This window comes from Brevibacillus sp. JB24b (genome assembly GCF_051713385.1).
GTDB classification, from domain to species: domain Bacteria; phylum Bacillota; class Bacilli; order Brevibacillales; family Brevibacillaceae; genus Brevibacillus_B; species Brevibacillus_B laterosporus.
In genome coordinates this window covers 4,547,501-4,561,169 of the sequence record NZ_JBNVQV010000001.1, presented here as the reverse complement: position 1 = coordinate 4,561,169, position 13,669 = coordinate 4,547,501, and the positions used below count along the sequence as shown (strand labels likewise).

At 39.3% G+C, this 13,669-nt stretch carries 14 protein-coding genes (1 of these 14 only partly in view); 10 read left to right on the top strand and 4 right to left on the bottom strand.

Annotation, left to right across the window (positions count from 1 at the left end):
* Window positions 1-46 precede the first annotated feature (46 nt).
* From ACQV1I_RS21295 to ACQV1I_RS21270, 6 genes are all read left to right on the top strand, one after another.
* Entirely contained in the window at window positions 47-787 is a 741-nt protein-coding gene (locus ACQV1I_RS21295) for an SIMPL domain-containing protein (protein WP_018673773.1), read from the top strand.
* A 139-nt stretch (window positions 788-926) separates the two neighbouring features.
* Entirely contained in the window at window positions 927-1,946 is a 1,020-nt protein-coding gene (locus ACQV1I_RS21290) for an aromatic acid exporter family protein (RefSeq protein WP_018673774.1), read from the top strand.
* 25 nt (window positions 1,947-1,971) lie between these two features.
* Window positions 1,972-2,748 (top strand): polysaccharide deacetylase family protein, encoded by a 777-nt coding sequence (locus ACQV1I_RS21285; RefSeq protein WP_116334968.1) that lies wholly within the window; start codon window positions 1,972-1,974, stop codon window positions 2,746-2,748.
* Window positions 2,749-2,840: 92 nt separating this feature from the next.
* Entirely contained in the window at window positions 2,841-3,860 is a 1,020-nt protein-coding gene (locus ACQV1I_RS21280; protein WP_236645892.1) for a phosphotransferase, read from the top strand.
* Between the two features lie 250 nt (window positions 3,861-4,110).
* The gene (locus ACQV1I_RS21275) at window positions 4,111-4,272 is read left to right on the top strand and encodes an aspartyl-phosphate phosphatase Spo0E family protein (protein ID WP_003340731.1); all 162 of its coding nucleotides are present in this window, start codon (window positions 4,111-4,113) and stop codon (window positions 4,270-4,272) included.
* Window positions 4,273-4,452: 180 nt separating this feature from the next.
* Window positions 4,453-5,079 (top strand): SurA N-terminal domain-containing protein, encoded by a 627-nt coding sequence (locus ACQV1I_RS21270; protein ID WP_236645893.1) that lies wholly within the window; start codon window positions 4,453-4,455, stop codon window positions 5,077-5,079.
* A gap of 144 nt (window positions 5,080-5,223) precedes the next feature.
* Here the strand turns inward: ACQV1I_RS21270 and ACQV1I_RS21265 are convergent, their stop codons facing one another.
* The 4 genes from ACQV1I_RS21265 to ACQV1I_RS21250 form a co-directional block, all read right to left on the bottom strand.
* Window positions 5,224-7,008 (bottom strand): PAS domain S-box protein, encoded by a 1,785-nt coding sequence (locus ACQV1I_RS21265; protein ID WP_116334970.1) that lies wholly within the window; start codon window positions 7,006-7,008, stop codon window positions 5,224-5,226.
* Between the two features lie 262 nt (window positions 7,009-7,270).
* On the bottom strand, window positions 7,271-9,415 hold the full coding sequence (locus tag ACQV1I_RS21260) for a PAS domain S-box protein (protein WP_104065039.1): 2,145 nt from the start codon (window positions 9,413-9,415) through the stop codon (window positions 7,271-7,273).
* Between the two features lie 45 nt (window positions 9,416-9,460).
* The gene (locus ACQV1I_RS21255) at window positions 9,461-9,922 is read right to left on the bottom strand and encodes a YiiD C-terminal domain-containing protein (protein WP_094701004.1); all 462 of its coding nucleotides are present in this window, start codon (window positions 9,920-9,922) and stop codon (window positions 9,461-9,463) included.
* A 33-nt stretch (window positions 9,923-9,955) separates the two neighbouring features.
* Window positions 9,956-10,303 (bottom strand): DUF952 domain-containing protein, encoded by a 348-nt coding sequence (locus ACQV1I_RS21250; protein WP_018673781.1) that lies wholly within the window; start codon window positions 10,301-10,303, stop codon window positions 9,956-9,958.
* A gap of 191 nt (window positions 10,304-10,494) precedes the next feature.
* Here ACQV1I_RS21250 and ACQV1I_RS21245 point away from each other — a divergent pair, with 191 nt between their 5' ends.
* From ACQV1I_RS21245 to ACQV1I_RS21230, 4 genes are all read left to right on the top strand, one after another.
* Window positions 10,495-12,117 carry a long-chain fatty acid--CoA ligase gene (locus ACQV1I_RS21245; RefSeq protein WP_094701005.1) on the top strand — a complete coding sequence of 541 codons (1,623 nt, stop codon included), beginning with the start codon at window positions 10,495-10,497 and terminating at the stop codon, window positions 12,115-12,117.
* Window positions 12,118-12,200: 83 nt separating this feature from the next.
* Window positions 12,201-12,341, top strand: coding sequence for a hypothetical protein (locus ACQV1I_RS21240; protein ID WP_176452425.1), 141 nt, complete (start codon window positions 12,201-12,203; stop codon window positions 12,339-12,341).
* A gap of 191 nt (window positions 12,342-12,532) precedes the next feature.
* Entirely contained in the window at window positions 12,533-13,126 is a 594-nt protein-coding gene (locus tag ACQV1I_RS21235; RefSeq protein ID WP_116334980.1) for a TetR/AcrR family transcriptional regulator, read from the top strand.
* Between the two features lie 244 nt (window positions 13,127-13,370).
* Window positions 13,371-13,669: the 5' end (the start) of a GNAT family N-acetyltransferase gene (locus ACQV1I_RS21230; protein ID WP_116334971.1), read on the top strand. 598 nt of this gene lie beyond the right edge of the window; the window shows 299 of its 897 coding nt (coding positions 1-299); its start codon is at window positions 13,371-13,373; its stop codon lies beyond the right edge, outside the window.

The following is a 13,669-nucleotide window of genomic DNA, read 5'->3' as shown; positions in this document are numbered from 1 at the left end:
AGAATGCTGAAAAAGTGTAGCGCATGAGTGAAAGGTGGCAATAATCATGAGAAAAAAAGCAATGAATAAAGTAGTAGCATCCTTTCTGACGGTTGGATTGTTAACAGGGGGGAGTTTATTGGCTTCTGTACCTGCCGTACATGCTCAAGAAGCACAGATAATCCGCAACATTAGTGTTACAGGAGTAGGTAGTATCTCTATTGACCCAGATGTGGCTTATCTTCAAGTAGGAGTAGAGACGAATGCTAAAACAGCGAAGGAAGCACAAGAAAAGAATGCAAAAATTTTTGCTGCAGTGGAAAAGGTGTTGAAACAAGAGGGGTTATCTGAGAAGGAAATTCAGACCATTCAATTTACAACCAGTCCACAATACAATTACGAAGATAAAGCAGGTCCTGTCCTAACAGGTTACCAAAGCCAGCATATTGTGAAGGTAACGTATCGACATTTAGATAAGATTGGTAATTTGTTAGATAAGCTGTCGGCAGCTGGCGCTAATCGAATTGATTCGGTTCAGCTGAGCACAGATAAACAAGCAAAATATGAAGGGCAAGCTTTAACGCTAGCTGTGCAAAATGCAAAAGCTAAAGCAGAGGCGTTAGCAAAGGCATCTGGCGTGACAGTGAAAAAAGTACTAACCATTTCAGAGAGCAATGTCATAGAACGTCCCTATATGCTAGCGAAGAGCGAATTATCGATGCAGGATTCAGCAGCACGAGGCAGTTCAATCGCTCCTGGACAAATTAAAGTAGAAACAACTGTTTCGGTACAGTTTGAAATTGAGTAGAACGGAATAGAAAAGAAAAACGGGGAGACTTAAACAGTCGCTCCGTTTTTTTTATTTACTCAAAAAGATTTTATCTTTTTCCAATAAAGGTAGAGAGCTTATAGTATAGTGAGGAGAAGAGGAAGAAAGGAGGCAATAGATGCCTTATATTGGTTACCGAACACTGAAAACAGCAATTGGTGCTGGATTATCTATTTTTCTCGCTCAATTACTTGGACTAGAGTTCTACGCTTCAGCAGGTACATTAACCATCTTATGCATTCAAATTACGCGAAAGCGTTCGTTAAGCGTCTCCATCGACCGCTTTCTAGCATGCTTACTCGCTATGGTTTTTAGCTTTCTGTTCTTTAAGCTGGTTGGATTTCATGCTTTCACCATCACGATGTTGATGTTGATTTTTATTCCGACATTAGTGCGCTTACGTGTAATTGAGGGATTTATTTCCAGTTGTGTCATCATGCTACATATCTATTTGAAACAGGATTTGAGCTGGGGCTTCTTATGGAACGAAATACAATTGGTCACGATCGGTATAGGAATCGGGCTCCTTATGAATTTATATATGCCTAATAAGGATAAGGAATTGTGGGAGCTTCAGCAAAAGGTAGAAAAAAACTTTTCTGTAATTTTAAAGGAATTGGCAGGCTATTTACGCCATGGGGAAGATGGATGGCCAGGATCAGAAATGGTGGAAACACCTATCTTGATTAAAAAAGCAAAAGAGCTCTCCTTACTGATTGTTGAAAATAATTTGTTGCGACCCGAATCGACCATTTATCGTTATTTTGGTATACGGGAGAAACAATTTGATATCTTAGAGCGCATGCTGCCTATAGTTTCTAGCCTTTCTTTACAGGTTCCACAGGGAAAACAGATTGCTGATTTTCTTGATGAGTTGAGTGTAAAAATCCATCCAGGCAACACGTCATACGTATATTTGGATGGTATTCGAGAAATAAGGGAACGCGTACGTCAAGAGCCTTTGCCTGTTACACGTGAAGAATTTGAAGTGAGGGCATCACTTTTTTATCTGTTGAGTGAGATTGAACAATATCTATTACTCAAACATAATTACATTCGTTCAGAGAGAGAAGCAGAACGAATGCATGCGCGTTTAAAATTGGGGAAAGCCAAAGCAAAGGCAAAACAAAAAGAGTAATTTATAACCAATGGGAGATGTTTTGATGAAGCAAGTGATTTTATTTTTGCAAGTAATTGCATTGATGTTGATACTTCCAGCTTCTGTGGGAGCCGTATACTCAATGAAGGGGATTCCTGTATTGATTTATCATTCCATTGCGGATAATCCGGATAATCCGTACTGCGTACCTCCTAGAGAGTTTGAGGAACAAATGAAATGGTTACAGGATGAAGGATATCAGACTCTGACAGCAACTGAATTACTTCAATACTATAATGAAGGAAAGCCTGTGCCAGACAAGGCCGTTGTGATAACAATTGATGACGGGTATGACGACAATTATCTGATCGCCTATCCAATTTTTCAAGCCTATAAGCAAAAAGCGACAATCTTTGTTACAGCTGGTTCAGTAGGAAGACCTTCCTTTATGACCTGGGATCATATGAACGAAATGCACAGCAGTGGATTAATTGACTTTCAATCACATACAATGACGCATGCTCATCTAGATAAATTATCACCTGATGCTGTTTATCAGGAATTAGCTCTGTCCAAGGCCTTGTTGGAAGCTAAACTACATAAAAATATAGACATCCTTGCTTATCCATATGGAGGATTTAATCGTGCTATGTTGCCAATGGTACGCGAAGTGGGATATAAAATGGCGTTTACAACTGTACCTAGTAAGACAACCCAGAAGCAAGGCATGTATACTCTTCACCGTCTAGAAATCCATCCTAAAGCTTCACTTCAAGCTATGCTTCAACCAAAGCTAAAACCAACTACTCATCTTACATTTTTAAACTCTCTGTCACGATAGGTGATAGAGAGTTTTTTTGAAGAAAAAATGGGTGCTTATTTCCGTCTGTTTTCACCATCCGTTCTCATCTTCTCGGCGTATGATGAAGGAGAATGAACAGATTGGATGTGATTCTGTTGAACACGGATTTAAGGAAAGCCGTGGAACATACGTATTGTATGCAAATCCTAGAAACAGAAATTTTGCATGATACGGGGAGAACAATCGTAATCCATTTGAAAACATCAAAGGGAGACTACGTCCTGAAGAGGATCATTCTGGAAGAGGAACGATTACTGTTTATCCTAGCAGTAGAGGATCAAATTCGGAATACTGGTATCTATATTCCAATTGTTTTACCTACAGCCGATGGAAAGCGTTATTTTACTTGGGAAAATCAATATTATTTAATGCAACAGTACATTTATGGCGATCCATCAGCTGATCCGAACATGGGTGAAACCACCGTAGATAATATATGGGAGCGTGGTGTTTTATTAGGCCAATTGCATCGTGCATCTTATGGGTTTAGTACTCCCATGAGCCAAAAATACATGGGATTGAATAATTGGGATGAACAATATAAATCAGGACTTCGTTATTTGAAACGATGGTATGAAAGAAACAAGAACAGCTCCTCAGAACGAAAACAGGTGATGTGTGAGTATCTCCCATATTTTCAGGTGGCTGGTCATCAGATTTACCAAGCATTACAAAGGTCTAGCTATTATGCTAATTTGAAATACCGATCAGTTGCCGAACAATGGATTTGTCATGGTGATTTTCATCGGGGGAATGTCTTTAAACGAAGAGGGCAATTTTGGGTAATTGATTGGGAATTTACCCGTCATGATTTTCCCTCTAAAGATTTGGAACGGTTGGTGAATTTGCTCGTGAAAAAACAGAGCCAGTGGAGCAGAGAAGCTTTTACTACCTTAATAGACCAATATTTATCTAAAAATGCTCTGTCCCAGGCGGATCAATGGATACTGTATCATGACTTAACTTTTCCACATGGAGTGAGAAGAATGGTTCGGTACGGTATGTATAAAAAGGGTTCTGTTAGTGATTTGGAGGAACTTTTACAAAAAGAATGGGATCGAAGCGAGCATCTAAAACAATTGCTAGACTAACTGAATTAGGATATATTAGGGAATTAAACAATGAGAGGGAAAGTGTCGAAAGAGTCTGTTTAGTAGAAAATGCTGGCGCTTTCTCTCGAAAATAGGTAAGGCATCCCAGTAAAGTTTTTTTGATTAGGGAAATGCGAGTAATTGTGACAAGCTCTCGCATGTTTTTACAGGGAAAGTCGAAAGGTTTTACTAGTAAACAATTGGAAACATACCTATACTAAGTAAGGAAAGTATACGTGTGGAGGGTGTTATGGAAGAGGTAACGTTAGAATCAACAATTGAAATTTTACGATCAGACATGATTCAGGCTTATAAAGAAAAAGGTAATTTTGTCGATTCACGGGTAGTACATATAAGTCAACAGCTAGATACCTACATTGTCCAACTTCAACTGCTACGTCGCCATTCATAGGATTACAGTATTTCCTAGAAACATAACAGGAGAAGTTTACACAACCTGACATGGTTAGGTTGTTTTTTGTTTGAGTTTCTTACACGGATTCCATATTTTTTACACAAGTTCTCATTTCTTTTATGTTACACTAGGTGAAGAATATGAAGGAAAGTATAGAATGGCAAAAGGAGTAGAATGATGAAAAAATTTGACGCAACCATGCTTACTATTGCAATCCTAGTAGTAGGTTTAGTTATACTAGGCGTGACAGGTAAGCAGGAAACAAAAGAACCAGCAGTAGCTACTGTTAATGGTGAGGCAATCACGAAAGATCGTGTAATTAATGGCTTTACCCCTAAAGGTCAGCAAAAGGTTATGGAAAATGCAATCAAAGAAATCGTTATAAGACAAGAAGCGAAAAAGCTTGGGGTGCAGGCCGATCAGAAAGCAATAGATGCTGAAATAGAACAGATTAAAAAAAGCTGGGGCACGAAAGAAGAATTTGAGGAGTTCTTAAACCGCAAGAAAATTACGGAAGCAGACATGCGTAAGGATTTAGAGATGAGCGAGATTTCTGAGAAGGCCTTTGCTAAATCAATTCCATTGAAAGACGAAGAAATTAAGAAATATTTTGAACAGCATAAAACAGAATTTGGTGAAAACGCTGTTTATGAAAATGTAAAAGATAAAGTAAAAGAGAAGGCAATGAGTGAACACAAAAAAGAGTTTTTTGATCAATGGATCCATACTCTAGTGAAAAATGCAGATATTAAATACATCAGTAAAATAGAACAACCTGTCTTCGAGGATACCGAGAAGAAGTAAAAAAAGTTATTTAGACGCAATCAAAATCACTCCCTATGTATTGACTAGGGAGTGATTTTTTTATGGTAACAGTTATACAAGGGATAGAGAGACTCTTATCTCTGAAAAATGAAAAGCCTCATGTTCTCTAGAATTCCCTTGTTACTATGACATGTAGGGTAGGGTAATCTCAATGGTAGTTCCCTGATTCATTTCACTTCGTAGCTGTAGGGTGCCATTGTGCTCACGAATAATTTTGGAACTAATCATGAGCCCAAGCCCAGTTCCGGTTTCTTTGGTTGTATAGAATGGTTTTCCTATTTTTTCTAGTGTAGACAGAGGTATACCGCAGCCTTCATCCGAGAAGCGGATTACTACATGTTGCTCTAGTTTTTTTACCTCAATGTGTATGCAACCTCCAGAGGGCATAGCTTCTACACTATTTTTAATAATATTGATAAATACTTGCTTTAACTGACGGGCTTCACAGAGAAGGTAGGGAATATCTGTTTCCCAGTGAGTAGAGATGGTGACATTAGCTAGTATAGCTTGCGACTCTAATAGTGTAATCACATCCTGCAATAAAGAGAGGATATCATTCGTTGCTAATTGGTATCCCTGTGGTTTAGCTAACAGTAATAATTCATTTGCAATAAAATGGATGCGATCTAATTCCTTTAGCATGATGTCTGTATATTTACTGCTGTCTTCAGGGTGGGTTTGCAAAAGCTGAGTGAATCCTCGCAAAGCCGTAAGCGGATTGCGAATTTCATGAGCTATACCAGCAGCTAATTCTCCAATAAGGGAGAGTTTTTCAGATTGACGTAAGAGGTTCTCGGTTTGTTTTTGATTGTGTATGTTCTCTCCGATGATGGCAAAGCCTAGAATATCTCCGTCTTTACTAAGCATGGGAATACAGGAAATTCGAATAAATAAAAAGTGTCCATCATGATGTCTGGCCCTGAATTCTATAGGTTCAGCATCCGATTGTTTTGATTCGTATATATGATAAAACCATTTGCGTAAATGAGGGATATCATCAGGATGAAGATAGTCAAATGGGTGTTGTTGATAGTAGTCTTGCAGAGGGTGTCCGAATATATGTTCATGGGAGGGAGAAACAAAGACTACTTTACCGCGTGAATCTAGAAAAGTAATGAGATCTGAAGAATAATCTGCTAGAATCCGATACTTAAGTTGGCTTTCCCATAATGCTTCCTCTAACAAATGCTCGTGTGAAATCTCTTTTGCCATTCCCTGCATACCGACGATTTGATCTAAGGCAAGCAAGGGGAGAAACATAACCTGTATCCACACGGGATGTCCCTTTTTATGCCGGATGGAAAGAGTAGTTGCAAATGGAGTCCCTGTTTGAAGGCGTTCATAGATATGATTTGCTTCATTCCAATAATCTGGTTGTAGCAGGTCATAGACATTTTTTTGTAATAATTCAGACCCAGTGTAGCCAGTTAAGACACTACATTTCTCGTTCACATCTCGAAAAGCCCCTGTAATATCTAGGGTCATGTAAGCATCGTCAGGTGAAAGATGTGAATGATTTTGTTTGAACTTTTCGAAAATTTTACGCCATTTCGTTTTTTTGCCCAACTTTCTAATGAGAAGGAGATGAGCCGTTTGTCCCTGCTTCTTGTAGGACTGAATTAAAGTTTTTACATAAAGCGAGCCGTTATCTATCGTGTTGATTTCATAATGCCGTTCAATAGGGGATTTCTCGTCTTCGCAATCTCTCAGTGTAAAAGCAGGAAAAAACTCTTGTAGCGGCCTACCAATCAATTCTGTCTCTGCATACCCAATCCATTGGAGTAAAACGTTGTTCGTATAAACGATGATTCCTCTACTATCGATCTGAATGACTCCTGTTGGTAGATGATCAAGGATATCCTGATGCGATACAGAGGAAAAGAACGGGAGAGCTTTCAAGTTACTCATGTAAAAAAACCACCCTACCTTCTTAAAAACTGGAGCACATTCTTCCATTTAGGGATGAAAAAGGAAAACGTTATCTTTACTTTAAGTCATGAAAGCTTTTTGTTCAATACTAGTCTTTATTAATTGTTAGGAGGGTGATAAAAATAAGAGCCGTTCCTCTTACTCTTACAAGATTGGCGAAATCGGCTCTAATTAATTGATCATAGAGGAACACCAAGGAAGCAGGTAATTCTGGCATGCATGGTAATACGTCTGACCGCTATTACTTAGAGGCTTGGGGGGGAGCGAGTGGTAGTCGGATTGTGATTGTTGTACCTTTGCCTACTTCACTAGTTATAGACAAATTACCACGATGCTCTTTTATGATTTTTTGGGTAATCATTAAACCCAGCCCAGTTCCTTTTTCCTTTGTAGAGATGAACGGTTGTCCTAACTGAGAGATAAGCTCATCAGGAATTCCACAACCTTGGTCGATAACTTGAATATAAGTACTATCTTCTTTTGTACTTACCGAAATTTGTATAATGCCACCACTATCCATTGCTTCCAATGAGTTTTTAAGTAAATTGATAAATACTTGTTTTAATTGGTTTTCCTCACATTCTACATAGGGATCGTCATCACCAAAATCTAATAGTACCTGGACGTTGCTAATAATTGCCTGTGTCTGTAAAAGCAGAACAACGCTGGTCAACAGCTGATGCAGGCTCTTTTGCTGTAAACGTAATACTTGCGGTTTTGATAGAACTAAGAGTTCGCTAACAATCATGTTTATACGATCCAATTCCGTCAGCATAATTTGAAAATAAGGTTGATAATCCTTTACTGATGAACGTAGCAATTGTACGAATCCGCGTAGAGCTGCCAAGGGATTGCGAATTTCATGGGCTACCCCAGCAGCTAGTTCGCCGATAGCAGACAATTTTTCAGAGTTAAGTAATAGTTGCTCGGTTGCTTTTCGTTCTGTTATATCCCGTGAAATAGTTGCTGTTCCTACAATTTTTCCAGTTACATCATGAATAGGAGATAGGCTTAAGCTGACATAGAGCTTGCTACCATCTTTTCGCTCTTGATGTGTTTCATAACTGGTGATGTAATTATTTTCCTGCTTGTCACGGCAAACGAAAATCATCTGCTGTGAATCATTTGGCAGAAACTCATGCAAAGGACGACCAATCACTTCTTCACTACTCCAACCATACATTTTTTCAAAGGCACGATTTATACGTAATACAGTACCATCTAAATCCAAGACATAAATCGCATCGGTTGAGTTGGTAAACAGAGATTCAAGTAAATCTTTGGTTGAGCGTAGTTCTTCTTCTGCTTTTTTTCGTTCAGTTATATCAATACATGAAGCGATTACCTCGACCACACGATCATTGCGGATAATTGGGCGCAAGGAAGCTACATAGCAGACACCTACTACATTTTCTTCGTAGGTAACAGTTTCTCCCTGCCAAGCCCTTTCGTAGTAGCTGCGTTTACTTTGTAGATACGGGAGCACATCTTGCATACGTCGACCTACTACGTATTCTGGTGTGAGACCTAGACGATACAGCAATTCCCCATCTGCCATTGTATAGATAAATTCCTTACCAGATTTAATGAATTTAAAGGTCATACCTTTTTGCATTTGGAGCGTATTTTTCAAATCCTCCTGAGCCATCATGAGGGCACGCTCTGTTTGCTTTCGAGCAGTAATATCGAACCCCATAAAATAGACACCTACTACCTGTGACTCAAATACTTTAGGAAAGCTAATCAGGCAAATGTAGATGAGATGTCCTTGTTTATTGCAAAAGGGGATCTCTAGCTTGTAATGTCCACCTTGAAGAACACGACGGAATCGGATGCTCTCAGCTGTTCGATCTTCCTCAAACATCATTAAATCTTGATAAGAACGGCCAATTAACTCATGTGCGGAGTAGCCTAAAATCTGTTCGCTCGCATGGTTTAAACTGAAAATTCTGCCTTGTAAGTCCGTCGAATAAACAAGGAAGGGATTCTGCTCAAACAAGGATTGATAAAGATCCGATTTTTGGTCCTGATTTTGTTTGATATAGATAGCAAGAATTCGTGGAGTACTATTTGTGATAATTGTTGTGTGTACATCTATGGAAAAGCTAGCTCCATTCTTATGTAGACCAATCCATTCCTGGTTATAGGACGGAATAGATTGGTTTTCTTGTTGAAATAAAGAATGAAAGGTAGATCCATGAATGGTTGGAAATAAGATAGGAAAGGATTTGCCGATGATCTCTTCTTCCCGGTAGCCAAACGTGCTACTGGCTGCATGGTTGCAGCTAAGGATGTGACCAGTATCCGCTACGCTAATGATGCCTAACGGGGATTCGGCAATAAGTGACTGAAATAACGTATCGTTACCGGAAGAAAATAAATTCATATCATTCACGACCTGTCTCATCCAGTGTTAGTAACGTTGATAGCCCTATTGTCTACCGTCTTCGTTACGTTTCATATACATCTCAAAGTGAGCCAATGCACTTATTTCATCGGTACCTTCTCGCTTGATTTCAGTGTGTACTGTAAAACGTATCCGATCGCTGGGTTGTACAAGTGTGTTACGAACCAATTGTTCTGTCTCTTTGGAAATGGAAGCTATCGCTACAATATCACCTTGAGCTGGTGCAGAGTATTCGATAGAACTTTTGGTTACCAGTAGCAGAATATGAGGAACTAAGTCAGAAAAGGTGGATAAAATGGAAGCAGCAGCGGCCGATTCAGCTAACGTAAATAGGGCACCAGCATGTATGGTGCCGACATGATTTACATTAGAAGGTGAAAAGGGGAGCTGAGCACATGCTTCACCAGGTGATATGTGTGTGATGGTAACTCCAATGGTTTTTGCAAAAGGCACTTGCTTGACAAAAAATTGTTGAACGGGGTTCATTCTGACACTTCCCTTCTTATAACTTTACTTTCGTTACAAGGAAGAAAGTTCGGCAGGTAGGGAAAAATATCCTTTTTTGTCAGATGAAAACGATATTACTCGAATGACGGCATCTAAGTTGAGAGGACCATAAATATGTGGATACAATTGGCCGTCTTTAGCTAGATCATATTTTAATTCCGAGCTAAGTCGAGTAGGATCAATCACTAAGAGCAGTAGATGCTGCTGTCCTTTGTAGATTCGATTAGCAACACCTTCAAATTGCTCTGGAGTAGAACAGTGAATAAATCCTTCCGTGTCTAGGGATGGATGCAGATATGTACCTTGCTCTTGGGCAGTATTCCATTGCTGTTCTGTAGATATTTTAACAATAATCTCCATAGCTAACATTCTCCTTTTTGTGGCAGAAATATACAATTGTTTATCTGTACTATTCTACAACTTTCTTTAAGACTTGGGAAAGGAAAAACAAGAATTAGCAAGAATGAATATTCAGAAGCAAACGTTTAAGGCGGTTCGTGCAACTAGAAGAGCTCCGGTCCCAAAAGCAAAAAGAATAGGGGGAGTTTGCGATGATGAATGCACAATTAACACTTGCGCCTATGATGGAAAGAGCAGAAAAAATGTTTGGCAAAAAACAGGTAATATCACGTACATCTACGGGTATCTATCGATTCACCTACACAGAGATTGCAGAGAGAACTAGACGTTTGGCTAGCGCACTTGAATCACTAGGTATTAAACGAGGAGAACGAGTAGGGACTCTAGCGTGGAATCATCACCGACATTTAGAAGCCTACTTTGCCATTCCTAGTATGGGGGCGGTATTGCATACCATTAATATCCGCTTATCTCCTGAACACATCGTCTACATCATCAATCACGCAGAAGACCAGGTATTGTTGATAGATGATGACATTCTTCCATTAATCGAGCAACTAAAAGATCACTTACACACTGTAAAGGCATATGTACTGATGACTGATCACGATCAATTGCCTGCCTCCAGCCTAGAACCTCTTTATTCCTATGAACAGCTGTTAAACGAAGCAGACCCTTCCTATCAATATCCAACTGACATCCAAGAGAACGATCCAGCAGGTATGTGTTACACGTCTGCTACTACAGGGAATCCAAAAGGTGTTATCTATTCTCATCGAGGAATTGTATTACACTCTATGTCTCTAGGGCTAGCAGATACATTAGCATTAGCTGAACAAGATATTGCAATGCCAGTAGTTCCCATGTTTCATGTAAATGCGTGGGGCTTTCCTTTTGCTGCTACTTGGTTTGGTTGTACGCAGGTGATGCCGGGCCCACGTTTTACGCCTCAAATCTTAGCTCATCTGATTGAAACAGAAAAAATAAGTATTACGGCGGGAGTACCAACGATCTGGTTAGGTCTTTTACAGGAATTAGAGAATGGCCGATACGAAACCTCAAGTTTGCGAGCAGTTGTCTGTGGTGGATCTGCTTCCCCACGCAGTTTAGTAGAAACGTATCGCAAAAAATTTAACATTCCCTTCTATGTTGCCTATGGGATGACGGAAACCAGTCCGTTGGTTACATGCTCTAAGTTAAAAAGCTATCAGGAGGCGGAGCTATCTGAAGAAGAAAAATTAGATCTTCTCTGCAAACAAGGAACGCTGGTTCCTGGACTTCAGATGAAGATAGTTGGTCCTCATGGAGAAGTGAAGGCGGATGGTGAAGAGATGGGTGAGCTGTTAATTCGCGGCCCATGGATTGCGGATAGCTATTATAAAGATGAACGTAGTGAAGAGACATTCCAAGATGGCTGGCTACATACGGGAGACGTAGCTACTGTGGATGCAGAGGGTTTTGTGAAGCTAGTCGACCGTACAAAGGATTTAATTAAGAGTGGAGGGGAGTGGATTTCTTCTGTAGATGTGGAAAATGCTTTAATGGGACATGAGTCCATATTAGAGGCTTCATGCGTGGGTGTACCTCATCCTCAATGGGGAGAACGACCCATAGCATGCGTGGTAATAAAAGAGGGAAAAAGCGTTTCAAAGGACGAGATTCTTGCCTTTTTGGAACCTAAATTTGCCAAGTGGTGGCTACCAGATGACGTACTATTTGTGAAGGAGATTCCTAAAACATCTGTAGGTAAATTCCTAAAACGTGCTTTACGTGAACAAATTGTTGAGCATTATTCTAAGGAACCGCAAGCATAAAGAAAGATAGGTGTACGTTATCAGTTAAACGTCTAGCTCTTCTTTTTCTCTAATGAATATGTTGAGAGAAAGGGGGACTTTCTATGGAGTGGATACGCATTCAGTGTCAGCGATATGCGCAGCTTTGGTGGAAGGAACAGGATCTCGACGTGCAAGGAATAGCTTTACTATTTGGATTAGGTATAGTTAGTATTTTTGGGGTTATTTATATCATTTTACTATAGTCGTATAAAAGTCTTCTCTGCATCTAGGAGAAGGCTTTTTTACTTATCAAAATTTTTCTAGATTCACTATCCTTCATAGAGAAATTAGGGGAAGTTATATGAAGATGGGCTGATTCTCGGGATAGTTGGGAAAGCGGACTTTGGTTTGTTTTTTAATAAACATTGGTGGGGGAGTAGGCGAGGGGTTCAAAGTGCGGAAATTAAAACCAAAGTATAAAAAGATTATTGAGGCTGCAACAGTAGTTATAGCCGAAAATGGGTTTCAACAGGCCCATGTGTCAAAGATTGCTAAAAGAGCTGGCGTTGCTGACGGTACCGTCTATCTATATTTTAAAAATAAGGAAGACATTTTGTTGTCGTTATTTGAAGATAAAATTACAGAGTTTCTAGAAGAAATGTCTCCTGATATAGATTGTGCGACTAAGGCGACCGATAAGCTACGAGTATTTGTAGAAGGTCATTTTTCACGATTCTCGAATAATCCTCATTTTGCTATGGTAACTCAATTAGAATTGAGGCATTCTGACAAAGAAGTACGGCGCACAATTAACAAGATCCTAAAGGATTATCTATCTATGATTGATAAGATATTAAAGCTGGGTATTGAAAATGGAGAATTTGACCCTCAATTAGATGTTAAAGTAACCCGTAGAATGGTCTTTGGAGTTGTCGATGATTTGATGACTAACTGGGTGATGAACGACCAAAATTACGATATTATGGAGCTTACGGATAGTGTTTATCAATTTGTAAGTCGAGGCTGTGGAGTTGTTCAGAAGGTATGAAGCAGTGAATAGTGTAAGGGGAATATGGGAGAAGCCGTATTTCCTTTTTTATTTGCTTTTTTCTCATTGTTAATTATAAAGGAATATTCATTCAATTTTTTTTGATAAATAAGTTTTTTTTATCAGACTTAGTTGAACAAAGAAGAATCCAATGAGAGAATAAACTTGTTTTTGTGCGATAGTTTCAAATTTAGAAGCATCGTTTCTTTTGGATTTGCTTATTATTGATTAAAGGGGGATGAAGATGATTACTTTTAAACGATTGAGTCAGCTTACTTTTGAAGAAGCGGTGCAGCTTTGGAACGCAGGATTTTCTGAATATTTCGTTGATATTCAGGTCGATACCAACTCTTTTCTGAAACGGTTAGGCAAGGATGAGCTTTCTCCTGATTTATCTATTGTGGCCTTTGAAGACGAGGCACCTATTGGGTTTATTCTGACCGGCTGGCGAATGATTAAAGGTAAAAAAGTAGCCTGGAATGGCGGAACCGCAATAAAACCAGAATGGCGTGGACGTGGAGTAGGGAAGCTCCTGATGAAGGA

Bases quoted from the DNA above. Each gene is read 5' to 3' on its own strand.
- ACQV1I_RS21295 (WP_018673773.1), top strand. From the start codon at position 47: ATGAGAAAAAAAGCAATGAATAAAGTAGTAGCATCCTTTCTGACGGTT.
- ACQV1I_RS21290 (WP_018673774.1), top strand. From the start codon at position 927: ATGCCTTATATTGGTTACCGAACACTGAAAACAGCAATTGGTGCTGGA.
- ACQV1I_RS21285 (WP_116334968.1), top strand. From the start codon at position 1,972: ATGAAGCAAGTGATTTTATTTTTGCAAGTAATTGCATTGATGTTGATA.
- ACQV1I_RS21280 (WP_236645892.1), top strand. From the start codon at position 2,841: ATGAACAGATTGGATGTGATTCTGTTGAACACGGATTTAAGGAAAGCC.
- ACQV1I_RS21275 (WP_003340731.1), top strand. From the start codon at position 4,111: ATGGAAGAGGTAACGTTAGAATCAACAATTGAAATTTTACGATCAGAC.
- ACQV1I_RS21270 (WP_236645893.1), top strand. From the start codon at position 4,453: ATGAAAAAATTTGACGCAACCATGCTTACTATTGCAATCCTAGTAGTA.
- ACQV1I_RS21265 (WP_116334970.1), bottom strand. From the start codon at position 7,008: ATGAGTAACTTGAAAGCTCTCCCGTTCTTTTCCTCTGTATCGCATCAG.
- ACQV1I_RS21260 (WP_104065039.1), bottom strand. From the start codon at position 9,415: ATGAATTTATTTTCTTCCGGTAACGATACGTTATTTCAGTCACTTATT.
- ACQV1I_RS21255 (WP_094701004.1), bottom strand. From the start codon at position 9,922: ATGAACCCCGTTCAACAATTTTTTGTCAAGCAAGTGCCTTTTGCAAAA.
- ACQV1I_RS21250 (WP_018673781.1), bottom strand. From the start codon at position 10,303: ATGGAGATTATTGTTAAAATATCTACAGAACAGCAATGGAATACTGCC.
- ACQV1I_RS21245 (WP_094701005.1), top strand. From the start codon at position 10,495: ATGATGAATGCACAATTAACACTTGCGCCTATGATGGAAAGAGCAGAA.
- ACQV1I_RS21240 (WP_176452425.1), top strand. From the start codon at position 12,201: ATGGAGTGGATACGCATTCAGTGTCAGCGATATGCGCAGCTTTGGTGG.